Annotated in this window: 24 protein-coding genes; 13 read left to right on the forward strand and 11 right to left on the reverse strand. The window is 50.3% G+C overall.

From position 1 onward, the window contains the following. The first annotated feature begins 66 nt into the window (after positions 1-66). On the forward strand, positions 67-804 hold the full coding sequence (locus MJB10_RS02065; RefSeq protein WP_314801205.1) for a DUF554 domain-containing protein: 738 nt from the start codon (positions 67-69) through the stop codon (positions 802-804). 13 nt (positions 805-817) lie between these two features. Here MJB10_RS02065 and MJB10_RS02070 read toward each other — a convergent pair whose 3' ends face one another. The 6 genes from MJB10_RS02070 to MJB10_RS02095 all read right to left on the reverse strand — a co-directional run bounded on the left by MJB10_RS02070 (position 818) and on the right by MJB10_RS02095 (position 3762). Continuing rightward, a complete protein-coding gene (locus tag MJB10_RS02070) occupies positions 818-1519 on the reverse strand; it encodes a response regulator transcription factor (RefSeq protein WP_314801206.1) in 702 nt (233 codons plus the stop codon). 275 nt (positions 1520-1794) lie between these two features. Further along, positions 1795-2352 carry a spore germination protein GerPE gene (locus MJB10_RS02075; protein ID WP_314801209.1) on the reverse strand — a complete coding sequence of 186 codons (558 nt, stop codon included), beginning with the start codon at positions 2350-2352 and terminating at the stop codon, positions 1795-1797. A 4-nt stretch (positions 2353-2356) separates the two neighbouring features. After that, positions 2357-2539, reverse strand: coding sequence for a spore gernimation protein GerPD (locus MJB10_RS02080; RefSeq protein WP_397386564.1), 183 nt, complete (start codon positions 2537-2539; stop codon positions 2357-2359). Between the two features lie 19 nt (positions 2540-2558). Then, positions 2559-3245 carry a spore germination protein GerPC gene (gerPC, locus tag MJB10_RS02085; RefSeq protein WP_314801212.1) on the reverse strand — a complete coding sequence of 229 codons (687 nt, stop codon included), beginning with the start codon at positions 3243-3245 and terminating at the stop codon, positions 2559-2561. A gap of 39 nt (positions 3246-3284) precedes the next feature. Then, positions 3285-3503 carry a spore germination protein GerPB gene (locus tag MJB10_RS02090; protein WP_314801215.1) on the reverse strand — a complete coding sequence of 73 codons (219 nt, stop codon included), beginning with the start codon at positions 3501-3503 and terminating at the stop codon, positions 3285-3287. A gap of 34 nt (positions 3504-3537) precedes the next feature. Next, on the reverse strand, positions 3538-3762 hold the full coding sequence (locus MJB10_RS02095; protein ID WP_314801217.1) for a spore germination protein: 225 nt from the start codon (positions 3760-3762) through the stop codon (positions 3538-3540). Positions 3763-3892: 130 nt separating this feature from the next. On the opposite strand from MJB10_RS02095, the gene MJB10_RS02100 reads away from it, so the two are divergent. Beyond that, positions 3893-4351: an Hsp20/alpha crystallin family protein gene (locus MJB10_RS02100; protein WP_314801218.1), complete on the forward strand. Its 459-nt coding sequence runs from the start codon at positions 3893-3895 to the stop codon at positions 4349-4351. A 106-nt stretch (positions 4352-4457) separates the two neighbouring features. On the opposite strand, the gene MJB10_RS02105 is transcribed toward MJB10_RS02100, so the two are convergent. Continuing rightward, positions 4458-5198, reverse strand: a complete 741-nt coding sequence (locus tag MJB10_RS02105; protein WP_314801221.1) for a response regulator transcription factor — start codon at positions 5196-5198, stop codon at positions 4458-4460. A gap of 12 nt (positions 5199-5210) precedes the next feature. Continuing rightward, positions 5211-6122, reverse strand: a complete 912-nt coding sequence (locus tag MJB10_RS02110; RefSeq protein ID WP_314801224.1) for a PIG-L deacetylase family protein — start codon at positions 6120-6122, stop codon at positions 5211-5213. Positions 6123-6467: 345 nt separating this feature from the next. Here MJB10_RS02110 and MJB10_RS02115 point away from each other — a divergent pair, with 345 nt between their 5' ends. Then, a complete protein-coding gene (locus tag MJB10_RS02115) occupies positions 6468-6791 on the forward strand; it encodes a hypothetical protein (protein ID WP_314801227.1) in 324 nt (107 codons plus the stop codon). 86 nt (positions 6792-6877) lie between these two features. Here MJB10_RS02115 and MJB10_RS02120 read toward each other — a convergent pair whose 3' ends face one another. Next, positions 6878-7843 (reverse strand): aldolase catalytic domain-containing protein, encoded by a 966-nt coding sequence (locus tag MJB10_RS02120; protein ID WP_314801229.1) that lies wholly within the window; start codon positions 7841-7843, stop codon positions 6878-6880. Between the two features lie 159 nt (positions 7844-8002). On the opposite strand from MJB10_RS02120, the gene MJB10_RS02125 reads away from it, so the two are divergent. The 4 genes from MJB10_RS02125 (at position 8003) to MJB10_RS02140 (ending at position 11853) form a co-directional block, all read left to right on the forward strand. Further along, positions 8003-8857: an inositol monophosphatase family protein gene (locus tag MJB10_RS02125; protein WP_314801232.1), complete on the forward strand. Its 855-nt coding sequence runs from the start codon at positions 8003-8005 to the stop codon at positions 8855-8857. An 85-nt stretch (positions 8858-8942) separates the two neighbouring features. After that, positions 8943-9350 (forward strand): hypothetical protein, encoded by a 408-nt coding sequence (locus MJB10_RS02130; RefSeq protein ID WP_314801235.1) that lies wholly within the window; start codon positions 8943-8945, stop codon positions 9348-9350. A gap of 159 nt (positions 9351-9509) precedes the next feature. After that, the gene (locus MJB10_RS02135; RefSeq protein ID WP_314801238.1) at positions 9510-10301 is read left to right on the forward strand and encodes an RAD23 family protein; all 792 of its coding nucleotides are present in this window, start codon (positions 9510-9512) and stop codon (positions 10299-10301) included. Between the two features lie 196 nt (positions 10302-10497). Next, positions 10498-11853 carry a dicarboxylate/amino acid:cation symporter gene (locus tag MJB10_RS02140; protein WP_314801241.1) on the forward strand — a complete coding sequence of 452 codons (1356 nt, stop codon included), beginning with the start codon at positions 10498-10500 and terminating at the stop codon, positions 11851-11853. A gap of 432 nt (positions 11854-12285) precedes the next feature. On the opposite strand, the gene MJB10_RS02145 is transcribed toward MJB10_RS02140, so the two are convergent. Then, a complete protein-coding gene (locus tag MJB10_RS02145) occupies positions 12286-13548 on the reverse strand; it encodes a BaiN/RdsA family NAD(P)/FAD-dependent oxidoreductase (protein ID WP_314801245.1) in 1263 nt (420 codons plus the stop codon). A gap of 374 nt (positions 13549-13922) precedes the next feature. Here MJB10_RS02145 and MJB10_RS02150 point away from each other — a divergent pair, with 374 nt between their 5' ends. Both MJB10_RS02150 and MJB10_RS02155 read left to right on the forward strand, forming a co-directional pair. Further along, complete coding sequence (locus tag MJB10_RS02150) at positions 13923-14606, forward strand: response regulator transcription factor (protein ID WP_314801247.1); 684 nt, start codon at positions 13923-13925, stop codon at positions 14604-14606. Continuing rightward, entirely contained in the window at positions 14603-16138 is a 1536-nt protein-coding gene (locus MJB10_RS02155; RefSeq protein WP_314801250.1) for a sensor histidine kinase, read from the forward strand. Before MJB10_RS02150 ends, MJB10_RS02155 begins: the two co-directional genes overlap by 4 nt. Positions 16139-16216: 78 nt before the next feature. On the opposite strand, the gene MJB10_RS02160 is transcribed toward MJB10_RS02155, so the two are convergent. Further along, the gene (locus tag MJB10_RS02160; protein ID WP_314801252.1) at positions 16217-16603 is read right to left on the reverse strand and encodes a DoxX family protein; all 387 of its coding nucleotides are present in this window, start codon (positions 16601-16603) and stop codon (positions 16217-16219) included. 238 nt (positions 16604-16841) lie between these two features. On the opposite strand from MJB10_RS02160, the gene MJB10_RS02165 reads away from it, so the two are divergent. From MJB10_RS02165 to MJB10_RS02180, 4 genes are all read left to right on the forward strand, one after another. Next, positions 16842-17699 (forward strand): hypothetical protein, encoded by an 858-nt coding sequence (locus MJB10_RS02165; protein WP_314801255.1) that lies wholly within the window; start codon positions 16842-16844, stop codon positions 17697-17699. Positions 17700-17923: 224 nt separating this feature from the next. Continuing rightward, positions 17924-19618: an HlyD family efflux transporter periplasmic adaptor subunit gene (locus MJB10_RS02170; RefSeq protein ID WP_314801257.1), complete on the forward strand. Its 1695-nt coding sequence runs from the start codon at positions 17924-17926 to the stop codon at positions 19616-19618. A 34-nt stretch (positions 19619-19652) separates the two neighbouring features. Next, positions 19653-20378 (forward strand): ABC transporter ATP-binding protein, encoded by a 726-nt coding sequence (locus MJB10_RS02175; RefSeq protein WP_314805450.1) that lies wholly within the window; start codon positions 19653-19655, stop codon positions 20376-20378. After that, the gene (locus MJB10_RS02180; protein WP_314801260.1) at positions 20375-21553 is read left to right on the forward strand and encodes an ABC transporter permease; all 1179 of its coding nucleotides are present in this window, start codon (positions 20375-20377) and stop codon (positions 21551-21553) included. The genes MJB10_RS02175 and MJB10_RS02180 overlap by 4 nt, the downstream gene beginning before the upstream one ends. The last annotated feature ends 10 nt before the right edge of the window (positions 21554-21563 follow it).

A 21563-nucleotide genomic window follows, 5' to 3' on the forward strand; every position in this document is an offset into this window, starting at 1 on the left:
ATTATGAGGAGAATCATGTAGAATGAGAAGGTCTACGAAGATCGCAAGCAAAGGGGAATGAACGTCATGGCTTTATGGGGGACAATTGTGAATGGGGCTGCCATTATCATCGGTGGTTTTCTTGGCATGCTGCTGCCCCGCATTTCAGAAAATATGAAAAGCACAGTAATGCAGGGCCTGGGGCTCGCGATCACTGTGCTTGGGATGACGATGGCTTTTCAAACGAAAGGCATCGTCGCGGTTATCATGAGTATTGTCGTTGGAGGCATTCTCGGTGAGTGGATGCGCATTGAAGCGAGGCTCACTCTGCTCGGTGACTGGCTCCAAGCGAAGCTTAGCAAGCCGTCCGCCGCTCACGAGCTGGGTAAATCAAGCATCTCCGAAGGCTTCGTGACGTGCACGCTCATTTATTGTATTGGAGCGATGGCGATCCTAGGCCCGTTAGACGGCGGGCTGCGGCATAATCATGATATTTTGTACACGAAATCGTTATTGGACGGGTTCTTGTCGATTATTTTCGCCTCTACGCTCGGCATTGGTGTCGTCTTCTCGGCGGTGTCCGTATTCATCTTACAAGGAACCATCGCGCTGCTGGCTACTGTGATCGCGATGGCTTTCAGCCAAGCGTCTCTCGATGCGATGATTGTCCAAATCACAGCAGTAGGCGGAGTGCTGGTCATCGGCGTAGGGTTGAATATATTGCAAATTAAAAAGATCAATGTGGCGAACATGCTGCCCGCACTTGTCATTGCCGCCGCCGCGGTACCGATCCAACAGCTATTGACTGACTGGTTCAGCCGATAAAAGCCGGTACTTGTTAACCGAGCATGCCGTTAAATTTATAACCGACGCCTCGAACCGTAATAATGTAGCGCGGCTCTGCTGGATTGACTTCGATTTTCTTCCGCAGATTGCTGATATGTACAATGAGTGTTCGAGGGTCGCCCATGCTGTCCAGGCTCCAGATCAGCTCGAACAATTCTTCAATTTTATATACGCGATTTGGCGTCTTAGCCATAAGTGAGAGCAGCTCAAATTCTTTGGCAGAGAGCGAAATCGTTTGACCTCCTGCACGTACGACGTGGCTGGCGAGATTGATTTCCAATCCAGGGAACCTGACCAATTGCTGATCATCGATGTAATGGTCGCGAATGGCGTTACGGCGAAGCAAAGCTTTCACACGGGCTACAAGCTGGCTCGGGCTGAACGGCTTCGTCATATAGTCATCGCCGCCCATGCTAAGGCCGAGGATGATGTCGATGTCTTCACTTTTGCATGAAATGAAAAGAATAGGTGTGTTGCTCGTTTTGCGCAGCTGCCGACATACTTCTATGCCATCAAGCCCTGGCAGCAAAATGTCCAGAATAATGAGATCTGGGCGATGTTCTCGAACGACAGGGAAGACGTCGTGTCCATTATTAACGCTTAGGACATGGTAACCTTCCCGAATTAAATAAAGCTGAATTAATTGGACGATCTCTTGCTCATCGTCTACGATCAAGATAGTTTCTCCTGCCATGCTAGAAATCCCCCCAAAGTGCTAGAAACGCTTCCGTCAGAAAGCGGTGGCCCCGCTGTCTATAATACATGTATTATAGAACGTTTCTCCTACTAATTTCCATGTAATTATTAACATATTGTGTAAGAGTGAGCATACACGAGCTAAAATAGCCGCCAAAGCTGAGGGAATCCCTTGTGTGCAGTGGCTTTTCGAGTTATCTCGAGTATTTACTCGTGGCGCTGCTCACGAAATCATGGAAGAGCCCGCCCCCTTCGTGGGGACGGGCTCTTGGTCTACCTCGCTGGCGACGTCGGGCCGATGGGTACGAACGGCTCCGCTTGTTGCTGCTGGGTGACGAACACCAGCTTCGGGGGCTTCGGCCCTGAAGCGGCTTTCTCTTGTGAAGCCTTAACGGCTGCAGGAATTTCTCCGATCGTATCGGGGGAACCCGTATCGACGAACGTCGTTTGCTCCTTCGGGCCTGGTTTGTCGGTCACGAATTGCCGGATGTTTTTGACACGCGTTTCTGCGCTAGTAATACGATTAGAACCTATTTGAAAAAGTGAAGACGAAGAGACGCCGAGAATGCGCACGTTGCATACCTTGATATAGCTGCCTAAGTTATCCACACACATCCTGAACGGTTGGGGCGGCTGAGGGATTGGAAACGGGCGTTGATAGAAGGCGTATGCCGCGAAGCTTCCCTCATTGCTATAGTAGATCGGAACTTCGCGCTGTACAGCGAAAACGGTGTTTTGCAGCGCCGTATTCATATTATCTCCGACCTGCAGGGTGCTGGAGGAGCTCAAAGCATTCATATAGACGTTTCCGACGATCGATAAGCGTGCCATACGCCTATCCCTCAGCAGGCAGTGGAACGAATGGGGCAATGATGACGGATTCCGGCGGCGTATCGAACATAGACGAAAGAGAAATGACCTCGGTATCGCCGATCAGGAAGACAGAAGCACTCGCAACCCCGACAATTCGGACGTCGCCGACGCAAAGTTGTTTATTTTCCACGTGTAAATTCAACATAATTTGATCCCTCTTCTCCTTACGATTTAGGCAAGCTGGATATGTACGTCTCAATCGCGGTCACAATGTCGTTCTTCGTTTTCTCCACAATGCTGGAGGTCACGGCTTCCATGGGCTCTTTAAACCCGATGCCGCGGTACTGGTTCACATAGTGCTGAATCCGTGTGTCAAGCTGTTTGCGAATATCCTCGATAATCAAATCTTTATATTCCTCATCCAGCGGATGCTGATATTTATGTTCAAGGTTGTTCATATCTGCCTGCACGCCGAACTTTAAGTACTGCTCAATCCCTTTGGCCACCTCCGCTTGGACGTTCTGACTTTGCCCTGCTTGGCTGCGAGTGCCTCCGTTAGCCCCTTGATATTGTCCGCCTTGATAAAAAGGGTTCTGATCGCCGCCCATCACAGGACTGTTGCCGTTATCGTCTTTATTCAAGGAGGTGCCATTCACGGCGAAATCCTCGATATGGTCCATGGCGCTCGGACTGATGCCTATCGTTAACGTTCCGTCGAGCTTCTCGACTTTGAGCTGATCGAAATTGTATTCAATTTTATCAATATGGAACCGTTTCTCCTCTTTGATCACTTTCAGATCGGTTTGCAGCTTGCTGACAGTTTGCTCCAACGCATCGATTCGTTGCTTCTGCATGTCGATATAAGCGGTGAGCTGCTGGGCCCATTGCTGCCAAGAGATCGCGTTGTTCATTGTAAAAGGCACCTCCCTTCATGTTCCTACGGTACATATTTAATCTACGCGGTTCGGTGCTGGCAGAGGAACAAGGGCAACTGGATTGACTTCACTTGTTCCGAGTTCGGGCGCGGGCTCCATGTACCCGCCTGTATTGTACAGATTCGACAGCGACCGAATGGAGCCAGCCGTCCCGATCTGGAGAACAGAAGAGTTCGCGACAGAGCCTACTTTTAGCTGTTGAATCATAATCGTTTGATGGATGGTCCAGTTCATAGTTCTTGGAACACCTCACTTTACCTGACATAGGTCAAAGGATGTTGCCGCTCGCGTTCGCATCGATCAAGTCAGAATCGTTCGTAATTGTCGTGCTGTAGGCATTGTAGACGCGCGGGAAATCCCCTGTATTGAATGAGCCTGCTCCGGCAAATGTTTTGGAAGTGCTCGTAGGCGCAATGATGAAGGAATCGCCAAAATGTACGATAGAACTGGAGCCTACACTTATAATTTTGACGTTCCCGACGATAGCTGGCATGCATCCAATCCCCCTCGCGTTTCTCACCCCTATAGTATATGAGGCATTTGCCTAGAGGTGCGCTGTTTTTGGGAGTGGTGTCACATTGGAGCGTAGGCACATATACTGTTAGCAAAATGAGGTGATGGGCTTGAGCGGATTTAATCGCCATCCGTGGCTAAAATGGGAACAAGTTGAGAAGTTTCTTGGACAGAAGCTGCCGTTCGCCGAAAAAGGGCAGACCTTCTTAGATAATATGACGTGGGCTGAAGGATATGTACAGGACATGCTGAAAAAAGCGATGCCAGGTCTGGATGCTAGTATTTCTTCCTCTGGATCCATCGGAACTGAAATCTTTGAAACGCATGAGCATGTTATCGTGAAGGTCAAAATTGCCAAAGAGGAAGACCCGCGAGCGCTGCAGGTATTTGTGAAATCAACGCAGTTAAAGCTCACGGGCTTCGAGAACGGCAAAAACCGCGTGATTAAGCTGCCCACGCTTGTGCAGCCGAGAACAGCGCGTGTCAGCTACAAGCAGCGGCTGCTGGAGATCAAGGTGCGCAAGCGCGGTTTGAACGAGAGCTATCACGAGGCTTATATTCGGTATTAGTGACGAGGTATTTCAGAACCAGGAACAGGGCCAGAGGAGCCGAACGCACATTAAGGCCCCTCTCGGGCCTTAACGGCGCGGACGAGCACCTTGGGCAGCTCAATCTCTATACGGGCTCTTGCTCATCGGCTTCGGTTTCGTTGCCGCCATCAAGCGAGTCTGTTCGGATCACGTAGCCGATGCCGCGGATCGTATGGATGAGTTTAGTCGGGAAGGGCTTGTCCACCTTCTGACGCAGATAACGGATATACACGTCCACAACATTCGTATCCCCTATAAAATCATACCCCCATACTTCCGTAATGATCTGTTCTCGCGACATGACTTCATTCTGATGCTGAATGAGAAAGCGGAGCAGATCGAACTCCGTAGGTGTCAATTCAATCGCTGTTCCTCCCCGCGAAACGGCGCGGCTCTTCAAATCCATGCTCAGCTCATCAATTTTCAGCAGATGATCCTGATCTGGCGGCTGCTCTTGCAGGCTCTTCTGCCGCAGCAAACTGCGGATGCGAGCCAGCAGCTCCACCGTGGCAAAAGGCTTAGTCACATAATCATTGGCGCCCAGATCAAGCCCGCTGACACGGTCTGGGATGGCATCCCGAGCTGTCAGCAGAATGACAGGCAGAACGGGACTCACCTGCCGAATACGCCGCAGTACTTCCAACCCGTTCAGCTCGGGGAGCATCACGTCAAGCAGAATAAGATCACATTCAGGTTCGCTCAGAGCCGCTTCGAGCCCCGTGCGCCCGTCGCCTCGTATTTGCACCTCGTAGCCTTCGTGCTCCAGCTCTAACTGCAAGAAGCGCGCGATGCGATCCTCATCTTCAATCAGCAAAATACGGCTCATCGTCGTTCATTTTCACTCCCCGTGGTCAGGTAACCAGAAAATTTCTTCGCATTTGATAAAAGACGTTAGAAACTCAGCATCAATGGCCATCTGGGACCGGTAGGCGAGCAGCGCCTGCCACTTCGCATAGGTTTGGCCTTGTGTAAGTTGGCAACGAAATGGGGGAGGCCAAGGCACATCCATGGGATACACATGCCCATCATGTGTGTGTGACTCGAATGGCCTCTTAGGTGTAATCCCGCGAGGCCATGGCCACTGGGAATCAATACCTCCGTGGATGAGGTACGTGTAGATACACCCCTTATAGCCTAGGTCAGCTGCGGCTTCCATGATAAAAGCATGCGCAGCTTGATGATCACGATGCGTATCTGCGGCATCCGTTACGTAAATTTCTTTGGGCTGCAGCGCCTGGATCAACACCTTCGTATCGCTTAAGGCGCATGCCTTGCGATAAGGTGCATGACAGCCGTAGAGCTGTGAATGAAAATCAGGCATCAATTTTCCATACGTGGCTTGTCGTTTCGTAAGCGGCTGCTCATAGGGAGGCATGCCCTTGGTCGTGAGATACACCTGGTCAAGCCCCGCATCCGGGTATCCGAGGAACGTGAGATCGATAGGGCGGAGCCCGATGCGTGCCGCTGCTGTAATGGCTTCATATTGCCGTATGCGAGCCAGCTCCAAAAAGTCCGAGGGCAGCAGTTGGTGCCGCTGTTTGTTGAATAAACGGGCTGCGGCACTCGGATAGCCGTCGCCATTCGTGAAAAATACGACATGCACCCGTTTCCCGCAGCCGGTGGCTTTTAGGATCGAGCCTGCCGTCCCAAGAATTTCGTCGTCTGGATGTGGGGCAAATACGAGGATATCAACAGGACGAGACTGCAATTGTGAGATGAAAGCCTCATTCCATTTGTCCATTTTCAACATCAATTCCCCCCAACAACTGGTTACATGCATTCATATCAATGTATGTGACGAGTGAGGAAATCGTGTGCATGGAGCGGAGCAGGTCTGCTACTTCCAAGCGAAAAATAAGGGCTTGGTAGGCTCGGGAAGATGCCATCCACCAAAAGGATCCAAAATGTCGATAAAGTCTGCGATGCGAATAAATATGGCCTTACTATTTTCAAATTAACGCAGAAATATCCTTCCTTTCCTGAAATCGCCTAGGCAAATGTTCGGAGTTATGGCCGATAAACTGTCATTAGCCTAGTCCACCTTACCCAGCTTCGACATAACATACAAGTATAGACGAATGAAGGAGCAGGACAAATGAGCATAACTCCCAAAAAGAAGGTGCGCATGAGAGTCAAAAAAAAGGTAGAGATCACACTCCGTGATCGCAATGCGACAACAAAGGTCTATGTAGAAATTCAAGGAAGTTCGAAGCCTCGTGAAGTGATGTTGGAAGCGTTAAATCGATTGGTCAATGGGATGATCTATGCGGATGAGGCGTGTACGGAGTTAATCGAGAACGATTTCATCGAGCTTCGTGCCAAAACAAGCAATCACCGCAGTGATAGGGAGGACTTCACCTTCTTGATCGATCGGGATTTCGTAGAAAACTATGTCGTTTCAGCGAAAATTATCAGATAATGAACGCTAGCGTGAAAACTAAAAAAACCTGCTCGTTACGTTAGAAGGCTTGACCTTGCTGACGGAACGAACAGGTTTTTTCAATACTAGTTTTTGCTTAGAGCTGGAGCTGTTTCAACGGAAGTCAAACGATCATAGAAGTCAACGAAGTTGTTTCTCTCTTCTGAATTCAGCAAAGCCATCGCTGTACGCGGGTGCTCGTCTAGAGCGCCAACGATCATGTATGGAATCAGGTAGCCCCACTCCCATTTCTGACGCATCGTGATCATATGTTTCTCGATGATTTCAAGCACTGGACGCACATCGTAACGAGCGCCTTTGAGGTGGGTAAGCAGCAATTCCGTTGTACAATTCCCCGCTGCACGGCCCATGCCGTAAACGGAGGAATCCAGGAATGTTACGCCTTTGGAAGCACCAGCGATGGTGTTGGCAAAAGCAAGCTGCATGTTGTTATGCATATGCAAACCTAATTCCTTCTCAGGAAGCAGGCGTTGGAATTTCGATACGAGGTAATCAATATCTTTGTTATCCATGCTGCCGTAGGAATCTACGATGTAGACTACGTCAACAGGGCTTTTGTTGATTTCTTCAAACGCTTCTGTCAGCTCATTCTCCATGACATGGGAAAGCGCCATAATGTTCAACGACGTTTCGTAGCCCATGCTATTGAATTTATTTACAAGCTCAAGGCCTTTATCCACATCTTTGATGTAGCAAGCTACGCGAATCAGGTCAAGCAAGCTATCTTCACGTGGCAAAATATCATTCTCATCCACACGCCCGATATCAACAAGCGCGGAGAGCTTCGTGTCGGTTTTCTTCGTAATGACATCACGCAAGAAAGCTTCGTTCAGGAATCTCCAAGGGCCAGATGCGCCGCCTTTCAGCAACTTCTCTGAGTTCTTGTAACCGATCTCCATATATTCGACACCAGCTGCGCTTAAGCCGCGATACATGTCTTGGACAAACTCAACGCTGAAATCCCAATCGTTAACTAAACCGCCATCTCGAATCGTACAATCCAAAATCTTGTGCTGGTGATGCTTTACCATACTCGTAATGCCCCTTTCGACAGCTCTTGTCGCCTTCTGATTTTGCTATATTATCACTTATGAACAGGTGGCTTGTCAATGCAAGTGTGGCTTCGTGCGCAACTTTTTGAGGGAGGATATGGTAATCTTGTGAAGAGACGAATGAGAGGAGACGAAGGGATGATAGGGATGGATCGGAATACGTTGACTTTAGCAAGAGAAGTGGCTGTGCGTGCGGCTGTAAAGGCAGGTGAGCTGGCTAAGAAACGTTTCGGCAGTGGGCTTGTACTTAAGCAGAAGGATGATCGCGGTGATCTGGTCACGGAAGTGGATGTGCAGGCAGATCGTCTTATAGTAGATGAGATTCTCAGCGTGTTCAGGGCACATCGTATTTATAGTGAAGAAGCGGGTGAGGGTGGAGTTGCAAGTGACTGGGTGTGGCACGTGGATCCTTTAGATGGTACGAATAACTTCGCATTAGGCATCCCCTTATACGGAGTTTCCATTTCATTGAGCTATCAGGGGCGTATTGTGTTAGGAGTGATTCATGATTCAGCGATGGAGCTTACCTATGTGGCTTTGCAAGAGGAAGGTGCTTGGCAGGGAGAGACGAGGTTGGCCGCCAATCCGACAGGTGCGTTGCCGAAGTCGACACTTTCTTGGATTCAGGGGCATGCGGTGCGCAAGGACAATCAGCAGGCATTAGCCTTGCGTCATCATCTTGAGTATTCGGTCAAAAGAGTGCTGCGCGTCTGGGCGCCATCGCTCGTTTGGGCGATGTTGGCTAGGGGAGATCTGCACGGCGTTGTGTTATACAACTCGGAGGGCGAGGATCTCTATGCCGGCTTGCTCTTGGTGCAAGAAGCAGGCGTGAAGGTGACGGATTTCAGCGGAAATCCGATTCCCTGGCTTAACGGCGGCACAGGGACGCCTGGTACGGACGAAGCGGCGTATGTGGTCGCGGCCGTCCCTGCCTATCATGCCGAGCTGCTTCAGCTTGTCCAGGAGGGGCTAGCCGCAAAGGACGAGGAATAGTGGCGGAACAATTGGTCAATCCTAAGGGCAGACTTTTCCAAATGAGCTTATGCTTACGATTTGAGGAAGAAAGGGTGCTGCTCAGATGAAGGATTTTGTTCCGATCTTTTTTGAATTCGACGTAAGGCGCGACGCTTTGCTTGCGCTAGATACTTTAGAGGAGCTCGGCTATAAGCCGGAGCTGCTTGAGGGGGAGCGGTCGATCCTCCACATCCACTTGGATGAGCAGGAGATCACCTCCGCGCTCGAAATCGCGCAGGCGCACGGCGGGCGGCTCATCGATCAGCCGCAGCAAAGCGAAGGCGCGACGTACGCCATGGCGTACGATCTGGAGGGTGGAATCCGCATCCCTGCGCATACCGTGAATGAGGACTGGGCTGACAGCTACGCAGCGTCGGCGATCGATCGGGATGCGGTGCCGAGCGATGATGAGGCCGCGTTCGATCCATCGTCCGACGATTATAATCATTTTAGCGCGGGAATACGGATTTAAGCGGACAGTTGCAGAGGGGCCCGAGGATAAGATTCTCGGGCCTTTATTGTTGTCTGGGGCTATAACTTTATTTTCGCCGCGAGGGCTTGGTGTGGAACCTTTCACCACTCACAAGCGTCTGGTGTAGTAGGAGCGTTAATTGAAGAAGGAGTGGTTGGGATGAGAAGGATGAGGCAAGTGGCCATCGTTGTGGCGATGGTAAGCACCCTGGCAGCATGCAGCTCGAAGACGAATGAAGGCGGTGTTGCAAGCAGCAGTTCACCTGCGGTTCAGCCTTCGGCAAGTGTTACACAGACGCCTTCACCGACAGGAACGCCGCAGCCGACAGCGGCCTCGGCCTCATCAACGCCAGCGCCGACAGCCAAGCCGCAAGCGACCGCAAGCACGAAGCCAACCCCTGCGCCCGCCGCAACAGCCCCAAGCTTTTCGACACCAGCGGAAGCAAAGAAGTTAATAGAAGCTAGGGCACAAGAAGTCGTCGCCGCGCTCAAAGAGAAAAATATAACAAAGCTAGCCAGCCTTGTTCATCCGCAGAAGGGCGTACAATTCTCGCCTTATTCCTATCTACGTCCTGCAACGGATGTTCAGGTACAAGGCAGCAACCTTGCCGCGCTTTGGGCGAGTACGAGTCTCACCCACTGGGGGACTTACGATGGTTCGGGTAATCCGATCGATCTCACGTTCCCGAACTATTGGGCCAAATTTGTATATAACGCCAACTTCGCGTCCGCGCCGCAGATCAGCTACAACACGATTATCGGCAAAGGCAACATGACGAATAATGTTTTCAGCATATATCCGACATCCACCTATATCACCGTCGAGTATCACTTCCCAGGTTTCGACCCTCAGTATCAAGGGATGGATTGGACCAGTTTACGGCTTGTTTTTGCCTATTCGGGGTCACAGTGGTATCTCGTCGCGATCGTGCATGATCAGCACACAATTTAGATATATTGAATTTATAGTACCAATACAAAAGGTGAAAACCGAACTTGGCCTGTTTCAAAAAAGGTCATCGTTCGGTTTTTTCAGCGTTAAGCAAAATTAACCATTGACAGATAACGTGAGATGTCATATTATTGTCACAATTAATCCAAGTGACTTAGTGGGGATAAAATTCAAATTCAACAAGGAGATGGTCATCGTGCAAAACAATTTAGTAACAGCGTTCCAGACGAATTGGGTCAGTCTTGTGGTTTCGATCGTGATTATCGGCTTTCTTGCTTTTCTAGGTAAAAAGAAAGTCAGTTTCGGTAACCGTGTATTTATCGGTTTAGGGCTTGGGCTTGTGGCGGGTGTCATTTTTAACTTAACAGGCTTGCAGTACAAGAGCGTTTCGACAATCGGTACGATTTATGTCAACTTGATCAAAATGCTCGTTATGCCGCTCGTATTCATTCTTGTCATCAACAGTATTTCATCGCTGTCCAGCATGGCGCAACTTCGTAAGCTCGGCGTCAAAACGATCGGCTGGTTCCTTCTTACGACAGGGATTGCCGCGTTGATCGGTTTGTTGGTTGCACTAGCGATTGATCCAGGCAATGGGATCGCGCAAGCTGTTCCGAAGGATTTTAAAGCCAAAGAAATCCCAACCTTCTCACAAGTTATTCTGGACCTAGTTCCGACTAACCCAATTAGCGATATGGCTAGCGGCAAAGTCGTGCCGGTTCTGATCTTTGCGATTTTCGTAGCTGTAGCGATCGTGCAAGTGGGTTCCAAAAAGCCCGACGTCGTTGCACCTTTAAAGTCTTTCATTTCATCAGCAACGGGTGTTATGCACCAAGTTGTGAAATATGTCATTCGTTTGACACCATACGGCGTGTACGCGTTGATCGGTGCGATGGCAGCGAAATACGGTTGGGAAACGTTAGAGCCGTTAGCTAAAATCATTCTGACTTCCTACGTTGCACTCATTATCCACTTCGTTCTCGTGTTTGGCGGTCTTGTATTGCTTGTGGCGAAAGTAAATCCAATCAAATTTTTCAAAAAAGCGTACCCTACGGTTGCGGTTGCCTTCACAACACGTAGCAGCTACGCAACGCTGCCTGTGAACTTGGAAGTTATCACGAAACGCCTTCGCGTTTCACCGCGTATTGCCAGCTTCGTGGCACCGCTTGGGGCAACGATGAACTTCAACGGCTGCGGCGGGGTTTGGCCGGCGGTTGTCGCGATTTTCGTAGCGAAAGTATACAACTTACCGCTTGGCATTTCCGAGTATGCCCTGTTGATTCTCGTGAGCGTAATTTCCTCCATCGGGGTAGCAGGTGTACCAGGACCAGCTTCGATCTCTACGACAGTAGTTTTGACGGCGCTTGGCTTACCGCTTGAAGGTATGGGTCTAGTTCTAGGCGTAGAAGCGCTGATCGACATGGGTCGTACAGCCGTGAATGCAACGGGAACGACAGTTACCGCGTTGTTAGTGGCTGAGTCCGAAGGCGAGTTCGACCGCGCGGCGTTCGACCGTGATGAGGAAGATGAGCTTGAGCTGGCAACAGCTTAAATAAAAAAAGACGAACGGCACGCCAAGAGGGTGCATGTTCGTCTTTTTTTTTTTGTGCGGGTGCTGCTGCTTGCTGTGAAGCAGCAGGCAGAGATAGTCGAAAAAATCGACTAACTCTAGTGAAACAGAGGCTCAGCAGGCAGAGATAGTCGAAAAAATCGACTAACTCTAGTGAAATAGAGGCTCAGCAGGCAGAGATAGTCGGAAAAATCGACTATCTCTAGTGAAATAGAGGCTCAGCAGCTTGAGATAGTCGAAAAAATCGACTAACTTTAGTGAAATAGAGGCTCAGCAGGCAGAGATAGTCGAAAAAATCGACTAACTCTAGTGAAATAGAGGCTCAGCAGGCAGAGATAGTCGGAAAAATCGGCTATCTCTAGTGAAATAGAGGCTCAGCAGCTAGAGATAGTCGAAAAAATCGACTATCTCTAGCTAAGCCTCCTGCATAGCCGCATGCGTGCCAGCCAAGTACCCCGTCGAGAAAGCCGCGGTAATGTTATATCCACCTGTGTATCCATGAATGTCGAGGATCTCGCCGCAGAAGTAGAGCCCTTGCTTGAGCTTGGACTGCATCGTGCTCGGATCAACTTCTTTCAACTGAACGCCGCCGCCAGTGACGAAGGCTTCTTCGAGGGACAGCGTCCCCTTCACGATGATCGGGAAGGCCTTCATGAGCTTGCAGAGCTCGAGCCATTTCTGTTTAGGAATGTTGTCGTACGTGAGCTGCTCGTCCAGTTCGGAAGTCGCCAACAACAGCGGGATCAGCCGCTCCGACAGCAGGGACTTGAGCACGTTCTTGATCGCCTTCTTCGCGTCATTCTTCACAAGCGCCATACTCGAATTGTATAACTCGTCGGCGCTCAGATCCGGGAACAAATCCACCGTTACGCACACTTCTTTGCGTTCTGACTTGTTCAGCTCCTTCACGACGAACTGACTGCATCGCAACGCAATAGGCCCAGAGAGACCGAAGTGCGTGAACAACATATCGCCGCGGTGGGCGATGACGGCCTTGCCCTTCGCGTTCAACACGCTCAGTGTCACGTCGCGAAGCGACAGTCCTTGCAGCTCGCGGCTGCGGATGAAAGCTTCCTTGGAGGTTAACGGAACCTCCGTCGGAAACAGCGGCGTGATCGTATGCCCGCCCGCCTCGGCCCACGCATAACCGTCTCCTGTGGAGCCGGTATGCGGCACCGAACAGCCGCCGGAGGCGACGATCACAGCGCGGCTGTTCACCGTCTCTCCGCCTTGCAGCTGGACGCCGCGCACGTGGTCGTCCGCGAACAATACCTTCTTGACCGGACTGTTCGTCCGGATCTCCACACCTTGTCGCCGCACTTGCCCGATCAGCGCGTCAACGACTGTCTTGGCTTTGTCGCTGACGGGAAACATACGACCGTTGTCCTCTTCTTTAAGGTGGATGCCGAGATTTTCAAAAAAATCGATAATATGCTTATTCCCGAAATGGGTCAACGCACTATAAAGGAAGCGACCGTTACCTGGGATATGCTTGATCAACTCATCCATATCTTTGTTGTTCGTTACGTTGCATCTGCCGCCGCCAGAAATGCCGAGCTTTCGACCCAGCTTATCTCCTTTGTCCAAGAGCAGCACTTTGGCTCCTTCACGACTAGCCGCAATGCTAGCCATCAGGCCAGCAGAACCGCCGCCAATTACAATTACATCATACGTCATTCGATTAGTGCCCCTGCCTCGCGAATTTTGTTCACATTGTGTAACGTAGTATCCTTGCATCATAGCATGCAGGGGGAGTTAAATTCAAAAGATACACACAACTCGGGGATAACTTGTTGATAAATCGGACGAATTTGTGGGTAACCACGGGTGTCCATGTGGATAAACTCAGTGAAAATGTGCATAAGTGCTATTTCCACCTAAATATATCCACATTACCGTCCAATCCGATTTAATGTGATATCGTAGTACTCGGTTGCTAGCACTCGACTTTCAGCAACTTTTCAGCCTCTGCTCAGATTGCTTTTAGGCAGGATATGGGATAATGATTGTAGAAGTCGTGTGAATAGGACATACGGGGGAGACGATAGCAGATGCGTCAATTAAAAGGGATTAAAGTACTGCTCGTAGATGACGAGCCTCATATTCTAGAATTTCTCGAACTGGGTTTAACGAACGAAGGCTTCGAGGTCATGACCGCACAGGATGGCATTAGTGCGATTACAGCTTGTAATAAGTTTCAACCGCATATCGCAATTTTGGATGTGATGATGCCAGGGATGGACGGCTTTGAGGTATGCCGTATGATCAAAAAAACGGACAACGTCGCCGTCATTATGCTCACGGCCAAAGACGAGGTCGATGATCGGGTAAAGGGGCTCACGCTGGGAGCCGATGATTATATGATCAAGCCGTTCAGCTTTGAGGAGCTGTTGGCGCGGATTTATGCGCGGATTCGGAACCATTTTCCCAACTTGTTCGGAGAGGTTGTAATTGGTCCGATGCGTATGGATGATCGTCGCAAAGAGATTAGCATGCATGAACGCGTGCTGGAGCTGTCGCCAACGGAGTATGAATTGCTGAAATTTATGGCGATTAACCACGGGCTTGTGCTGAGCAAGACGATGATTCTGGATAAAGTGTGGGGCTATGATTTCGGTGGCGAAGAGAACATCGTTGAAGTGTACATACGTTCCTTGCGCGATAAGCTGGGCGACAAGGAACATAAGCTCATTCGCACCATTCGCGGCGCGGGATATCGGATGGATCTAACATGAGAAAGCGCGGCTGGTTCGGGGATGCGTTCGTAACCCGCTCACTAAAGTTCCAACTGTTATCCCGAACGTTGCTGGTGATGTCGGCTTTGCTACTATTAATAGGCGTGTCTCAGTATGTGTACATGCAGCATTTTATGTATCAGAATAAAGCCGAAACGATACGTAACCAGCTTGCGGCTTTGCCGCCAAACGTCTGGCTGCGTGCGGAGGAAGGGTTGGATAGGGGGACTAGCCTGTTCCTGCCTCGGCAAGATTTCGGAAGAGCGAATCGGCCTGATAATTTCAATTCCGGAGGCGAGACTAATCCCCGGATTTTTGTGCCTGATTTAACGATTGCTCTCATTGATGATAAAGGGACGTACAAACTTATTACTTCCCAAGATGAAAAGGCGACTTTGCAATTGGAGAAAGAAGAGTACTTGTCCATGATGCAGACGAAAACAAAAAAGCTGGATCATCGCATTATGACGGACAGTGATGGGAATGAGCAATTGGTTGTTTTTCATCGGATCGGCGAGCCCGACCGTGGACGCGGATTTCAGGGGCTGATTCAGGCGAGCACCAGCACGGTTCAGATCAAGGATGTTCTACTGCGGCAGCTGCTGACGTTCGTGTTGCTATCCATGCTTGCGATGATTATCGGTTTGCTAGGCTTCCTGCCTGTGCTGCGGCGGACACTCGTTCCGCTATCGAATATGGTAGATACGGTGAAAAGCATCGATGCTGGAAACTTGAATGAGCGATTCCCTGATCATCAGGGACAGGTAGAGATGGATCGATTGGCGCTTTCTTTCAACGGTATGCTAGAGCGGTTGGAATTTTCATTCGAGGCGGAAAAAGAAGCGAAGGAGGGGATGCGCCGTTTTGCCGCGGATGCTTCACATGAGCTGCGGACACCGCTGACTTCCATTCACGGTTTCTTGGAAGTGCTGCTGCGCGGTGCTTATCAGCAACCAGAGCAGCTGCTGAAAGCCTTGAAAAGTATGCATGGCGAATCCGTACGCATTAATAAATTAGTCGAGGATCTGCTTCTGCTCGCCCGGCTGGATAGGAAGCCGTCTTTCCAGAAGACGGAAGGCTTCATGGACGACATGCTCCACGAGATGGAGCACCAATTGCGTCTACTCGCAGGGGAAAGAACGGTTACTTTCTTATTGGAGCCAGAGACGCTGTGCAGCTACGATCCGGATAAAATGAAACAGGTTGTGCTCAACCTGTTCCACAACGCAGTGCAGCATACGCATCCCGAGACGGGCGAGGTGAGACTCTCGCTTATGAGAAAGGATGCGGTCGTAGAACTTGCGGTGAATGATAACGGCCCAGGCATAGCGCCAGAGCATTTCGCGCATCTGTTCGATCGGTTCTACCGAATCGATTCCTCGAGGGCGCGTCGCAGCGGCGGTGCTGGCCTCGGCCTATCGATCACACGCTCCATCGTTGAGCTGCATGGCGGAACGATCGACGTCGAAAGCACCGTCGGCGAGGGCAGCACGTTTATCGTGCGGCTGCCTATGACGACGCTCAATGCTTAGTAAGAGGGTGTTCCCACAGCCATACGGCAGTGAGGAGCACCCTCTTCTTGCATGTACACCGCTAGCTATTCGCTAGCGCTAGTTCACCAGCTTGCGGCTGCGCGGGCGAAGTGCCCAGGAAGCCATGACTAGCGCAAGGAAGACCAGCGCTTGTGCAGCGACAGCGAAGCTGTCGCCATTCAGCAGATGCGAAGCCGCAGCACCTGTAAGCTCGAAGAAGAAGCCCGCGTACGCCCACTCTTTCAGGCGCGGAAAGCGGGGAATCAAGATGGCAATAACAGCCATCAACTTCCAGAACCCGAGAATCGTGAGGACATACTCGGGGTAGCCGAGCGCATCCAATGTGGCGATTTGCTGCTCACCATGAGTGATGAAGAAAAATCCGCCAATGACGAAGGAGGCAGGACCAAGAATGGTCGTCACCCAGTATGCGATCAGTTTATTGCGTTCATTCCGATTAGCCATGTGTACAGCGCCCCTTATATACAAGTTTTACCTATTATATATCCTTATTCTACCACAACAGCAATTAAAAAGCGAACATTTGTACGTAAAAAATCCGAATGAATACTATTTTGGTTTTCAGCCAATTCTCAGAAAGCTCTCATCCAACTCTCAGTTTACACTCAGATGGGTTTCAGGTAAGGGGGCTATACTTGGTTTTGTAAGCAACACAAATCCAAAGATGAGGTGGAAATCCATTATGAAAAAAATCAGCAAAAAAATTCTCGCAGGTTCGTTAGTTGCATCTTTTGTTATCGGAGTTGGTTTAGTAGGAGCTCTACATAATGAAGCATTTGCAGATACAGCAGCAGGCACATCCACAAGCACAACAGCACCAAAGGCGGATAAGGCTGGCAAAGGCTTCGGAGACCGCGGTCGTGGACCAATGGGAGATCACGCAGGCTTTCGTGGCGGCAATATCATTAAAGAAACAGCAACGATCCTAGGGATTGAGGAAAGCGCTGTGCAGGATGCCTTGAAAGCAGACAAAACGTTAGCGGATTTGGCTGTTGAAAAAGGGCTGACGAAAGAAGACTTTTTACAAAAGCTCGTGGCAGCAGAAACGACGGCCATCACAGCTGATGTTACGGCTGGCAAGTTAACGCAGGAGAAAGCGGACGAAATCATTAAAGGTCTGAGCGATCATATTTCAAAAGAAATTGAAGGCACTGGCTTCAAGGGAGGATTCCCTAGGGGCGGTAAAGGCGGACCTGGAGGACCTGGGGGACAAGGCGGGCCTGGCGGTCATGGCGGCTTCGGAGGCGGTATGTTCGGCAATCCAGAGGCCGTTTCCACGATTCTCGGCATTACACCAGAAGGGCTGAGAACGGAGTTAGAAGCAGGCAAATCCATCGTTGATGTAGCTGCAGCGAAAGGCATCAGCGAAGATGATCTTATTAGCAAAATTAAAGACAGCATGACAGATGGTATTAAAAAGTCAATCGAGACGAAAGGTACGGACCGTAAGCGTCCTGATGGAGGTCAAGGCCGTCCAGGACGTCAGGCTCCAGGCTCCCAGGCTACAACGCCAGCGCCAGCGCCAACTGCAACGAATTAATCGTGTCTAGCACATCACCGTCAGGTACTTACCTGGCGGTGTTTTCGCATGCAGAGATACCTTATCCAAATTTGTCCATATTTTCAGCGAACACTCAGCTTCCGTTCAACTGACTTTCAGCCCATACTCAGACAGGTTTCAGTCGTTACTTGTAGACTTGGTTTTGTGAAGATGGCTGAGCCTAGACAACGAATGGCTAGGATACCGAGAGAGGGGTATGACGGATGAATTTAGGCAGGAAGAAGAAATGGCTCATTGTAGCCTTAGCTGCCATCCTTTGTGGGGCGGGTACATACTACAATGTACATAATAATGCGAAGCCAGCTGTGTCTGCAGCAGAGCAAACGACGATGAAAGTGACCAAAGGAGCGATATCGGCGTCGGTTTCGGGCACCTCTCAATTAGATGCTAAGGATAAGCAAAACATTGTGATTCCGACAGAAGGGATCATCAAGACGATGAACCTGACGCAGAATCAAGCGGTAAAAAAGGGAGACGTGCTCGTCGAGCTATCCGTGCCGTCACTCGAAACGAATTTACGAGAAGCGCAAGTGAGCTTGAATCAGCTGCAGAGCGATCTCGCTGAACTTCAAGCAGAGCAAGGGAATATGAGCGTATCAGCGCCGATGTCCGGCAAAATTTCGTTGAACGCGAACTTTGACGTCGGCAGTCAAGTGAATAAAACGACGAAGATCGGTACGATTTCGGATACAACGCAATTTAAAGTGAAGCTGCCGTTCTCGCTGCAAGAGGCTGTTCAGTTGAAAAAAGGCGCTCCTGTGGAGCTTAGCGTGGAGGGCTATCTGCTCTCCAAAGTTGGAGCTGTGGATACGATCGGTCACGAAATTCAGGCGGATGCGAACGGGAACAAGGTGGTCCTGGTCGATGTGCTTGTGGATAATGACGGTACACTTTCAGCAGGTTTGAAGGTGAAAGGCAGCATTGGCAGCGGCAACACGAAGGTGGAGTCCTCCGATCAGGCCGCGCTGGCGTACGTGCGAACGGCGTCGATTTTCTCCGAAGCTAGCGGAACGGTCAAAACGCTGAAGTTCAAAGACGGCGATACGATTAAGCAGGGTGAGCAGCTTTTGACGCTGTTTAACGATGACATGCAAAAAAATATCGTAGCAAAACAATCGGCCATTGAAAGCCAAAAAATCCGTGTCAGCGATGCCCAGCAAAAGGTCGATCAGTTGACGATCAAAGCCCCGTTTGATGGCGTGTTCTCAGCGGATTTTGCCAATAGTAAAAATAACGTGCTGCGCAACTACCCTGTAGGCGCCCAAATCAATGCCAATACAACGTTAGGTGCTGTAGCCAGCTTAAGTACGATGCAGCTCGCGATTGCAGTGGATGAGCTCGATCTTACAAGTGTGAAAGTAGGGCAAAAGGTTAACGTGAAGGTCGATGCGATTGCTCGCAAAACCTTCACCGGTCAGGTGACCTCCGTATCCAATGTGGGGACAACGACAAATGGCGTTACGACCTATGATGCGGTTGTAGCGATTCCGAATACAGATCAGAATGATTTGAAATATGCCATGACGGCCACGGCCGAAATCCTCATACAAGATAAGAAGGATATTCTCGTTCTTCCGATTCAAGTGGTGACCACAACAAGAGGGAAGTCGACAGTTACGGTGAAGAAAGCCGATGGTACAACGGAAGAGCGCGAAGTGCAGGTTGGTATTCGCAGTAAAACACAAGTCGAAGTGGTTAGTGGTTTGACCGAAGGCGAAGAAGTGGTGATGCCAGTTCGCAGAGCGACGACAACGAATCAACAACAGCAAGGCTTCCCAGGCGGGGCTTTCCCAGGTGGGGCAGGCGGGTTCCAGGGAGGTGGCGGATTCCAAGGTGGAGGAACTGGCGGTGGCTTCCCAGGTGGCGGTAATGCTGGCGGCGGGGGAGCGCGTCAATAAGATGCACGGCCTCGCTCGGAAAGGAGCTAATGGAATGAATATCATTGAGCTGAATGACATTACGAAGAGCTATACCCGTGGTGCAGAGGAATTACAAATTTTGCGCGGGATAACGCTGCATATTGAAGAAGGCGATTTTGTTGCCATTATCGGACCCAGCGGATCAGGGAAATCGACGTTAATGAATACCATCGGGCTGCTCGACAGCCCGACGACCGGTACGTACACGCTGGATGGCGTAGCCACCGAGAAGATGTCCGACAACGGACTTGCTCAGCTGCGCAATCGGAAGATCGGTTTTATTTTTCAACAGTTTAACTTGCTGCCAAAATTGACCGCGATGGAGAATGTGGAATTGCCGATGATTTATGCGGGCATCCCTGCTAAGCAGCGGAAAGAGCAAGCGAAGCGCATGCTTGAGAAGTTAGGTATGGGTGAGCGCGGACATCACAAGCCGAGTGAGCTATCAGGCGGACAGCAGCAGCGGGTCGCGATTGCGCGTGCACTTGCGATTTCGCCGTCGCTAATTCTTGCGGATGAGCCAACTGGGGCGCTGGATTCCAAGACAGGCATCGAGGTGCTTGAACTGATCAAAGAGCTGAATCAGCAAGGCAATACGATTGTACTGATAACCCATGATCATCATATTGCCGATAACGCCAAGCGTGTCGTGGCGCTTCGGGATGGCGAAATCATCAGCGATATCCGCAATAATGCCTGGTCAGTCGCAGTACCGAAGCTAGAGGAGGCGCATTTATGAGAATTTGGGAACTTTTCCAAATGGCCATTAGCACGGTGCGCTCCAATCCGTTACGGACGATTTTGACCATGTTAGGTGTCATTATTGGGGTTAGTTCGGTAATCACGCTCGTCTCGATTGGCCAAGGAACCTCGAAAGCCATTGAGAAGCAGTATGAAGGACTCGGAACGAACCTCCTAACGGTCAACCTTTTGGGGAACGGACGCGCCACGCAGTTGAATTACGATGAGCTTATGACCCTGGAGGGCACAGGGGGTATCTCTTCGATTGCACCCACGATGACGCAGGGCAGCACCAGCATTAAATATGACCGCACGACCGAAAGCTACAATGTGATTGGAACGAACGACCGGTATCTCGACTTGCAAAAGGGGAGAATCGCCAAAGGTCGATTCCTAGCCCAAGCGGACTTGGATTTCCGTAATCACGTTGCCGTGATCGGTAGTGAGGTGGCGACGAAGTTTTTTGGCAAGGATGATCCGATCGACCAGGAGATTAACGTGAAGGGCTATATGTACACCATCATTGGTGTGCTTCAAACGAAAGGCTCCAATACGGCTGGCACCTCCTTGGACAGCTCTGTGTTCGTCCCGTTACCGACGATGAGCAGGGATTTCAAGCTGGGCAACATCCGTACGGCTTACGTGGAAGCCTCCTCCGGCGACATGGTTTCGCGGGCACAGATCGTCATGGAAGCTTATTTATTTCAAAAGTTTAAAAGCACGACAGGCTACACGATTCTGAATTCATCCGAGCTGATCAGCGCCAGACAGACAGCTTCTAGCACGTTGACGAATCAATTGGTCGCTGTTGCAGCGATTTCCTTGCTCGTAGGCGGGATCGGGATCATGAACATCATGCTCGTGACCGTGAGTGAGCGAACGAGAGAGATCGGGATACGGAAGTCGATTGGGGCGAAACGCAGAAATATTTTGCTGCAATTCTTGGTTGAAGCGACGCTGATCAGCGGGATGGGCGGCTTGATTGGGCTCCTTGTTGGGATCGCCTTATCGCTGGCCTGGCCGTATATTAACCCCAGTCAACAGACGAGCCTTTCACTCAATATTGGGCTCTATGCATTCTTGTTCTCAGCACTTGTCGGCGTTATTTTTGGAATATATCCAGCGAACAAAGCATCAAAATTAAAACCGATCGACGCCCTGCGTTTCGATTAGGCTACAGGAG

It is taken from the genome of Paenibacillus sp. MBLB1832 (assembly GCF_032271945.1).
Classification (GTDB): domain Bacteria; phylum Bacillota; class Bacilli; order Paenibacillales; family NBRC-103111; genus Paenibacillus_E; species Paenibacillus_E roseopurpureus.

Coding starts and splice junctions, on each gene's coding strand:
- MJB10_RS02090 (WP_314801215.1), bottom strand. CDS start 3,503: ATGAACTGGACCATCCATCAAACGATTATGATTCAACAGCTAAAAGTA.
- MJB10_RS02105 (WP_314801221.1), bottom strand. CDS start 5,198: ATGAGCCGTATTTTGCTGATTGAAGATGAGGATCGCATCGCGCGCTTC.
- MJB10_RS02135 (WP_314801238.1), top strand. CDS start 9,510: ATGAGAAGGATGAGGCAAGTGGCCATCGTTGTGGCGATGGTAAGCACC.
- MJB10_RS02160 (WP_314801252.1), bottom strand. CDS start 16,603: ATGGCTAATCGGAATGAACGCAATAAACTGATCGCATACTGGGTGACG.
- MJB10_RS02080 (WP_397386564.1), bottom strand. CDS start 2,539: ATGTTGAATTTACACGTGGAAAATAAACAACTTTGCGTCGGCGACGTC.
- MJB10_RS02150 (WP_314801247.1), top strand. CDS start 13,923: ATGCGTCAATTAAAAGGGATTAAAGTACTGCTCGTAGATGACGAGCCT.
- MJB10_RS02165 (WP_314801255.1), top strand. CDS start 16,842: ATGAAAAAAATCAGCAAAAAAATTCTCGCAGGTTCGTTAGTTGCATCT.
- MJB10_RS02155 (WP_314801250.1), top strand. CDS start 14,603: ATGAGAAAGCGCGGCTGGTTCGGGGATGCGTTCGTAACCCGCTCACTA.
- MJB10_RS02110 (WP_314801224.1), bottom strand. CDS start 6,122: ATGTTGAAAATGGACAAATGGAATGAGGCTTTCATCTCACAATTGCAG.
- MJB10_RS02065 (WP_314801205.1), top strand. CDS start 67: ATGGCTTTATGGGGGACAATTGTGAATGGGGCTGCCATTATCATCGGT.
- MJB10_RS02180 (WP_314801260.1), top strand. CDS start 20,375: ATGAGAATTTGGGAACTTTTCCAAATGGCCATTAGCACGGTGCGCTCC.
- MJB10_RS02075 (WP_314801209.1), bottom strand. CDS start 2,352: ATGGCACGCTTATCGATCGTCGGAAACGTCTATATGAATGCTTTGAGC.
- gerPC (WP_314801212.1), bottom strand. CDS start 3,245: ATGAACAACGCGATCTCTTGGCAGCAATGGGCCCAGCAGCTCACCGCT.
- MJB10_RS02115 (WP_314801227.1), top strand. CDS start 6,468: ATGAGCATAACTCCCAAAAAGAAGGTGCGCATGAGAGTCAAAAAAAAG.
- MJB10_RS02070 (WP_314801206.1), bottom strand. CDS start 1,519: ATGGCAGGAGAAACTATCTTGATCGTAGACGATGAGCAAGAGATCGTC.
- MJB10_RS02125 (WP_314801232.1), top strand. CDS start 8,003: ATGATAGGGATGGATCGGAATACGTTGACTTTAGCAAGAGAAGTGGCT.
- MJB10_RS02120 (WP_314801229.1), bottom strand. CDS start 7,843: ATGGTAAAGCATCACCAGCACAAGATTTTGGATTGTACGATTCGAGAT.
- MJB10_RS02130 (WP_314801235.1), top strand. CDS start 8,943: ATGAAGGATTTTGTTCCGATCTTTTTTGAATTCGACGTAAGGCGCGAC.
- MJB10_RS02175 (WP_314805450.1), top strand. CDS start 19,653: ATGAATATCATTGAGCTGAATGACATTACGAAGAGCTATACCCGTGGT.
- MJB10_RS02095 (WP_314801217.1), bottom strand. CDS start 3,762: ATGCCAGCTATCGTCGGGAACGTCAAAATTATAAGTGTAGGCTCCAGT.
- MJB10_RS02170 (WP_314801257.1), top strand. CDS start 17,924: ATGAATTTAGGCAGGAAGAAGAAATGGCTCATTGTAGCCTTAGCTGCC.
- MJB10_RS02145 (WP_314801245.1), bottom strand. CDS start 13,548: ATGACGTATGATGTAATTGTAATTGGCGGCGGTTCTGCTGGCCTGATG.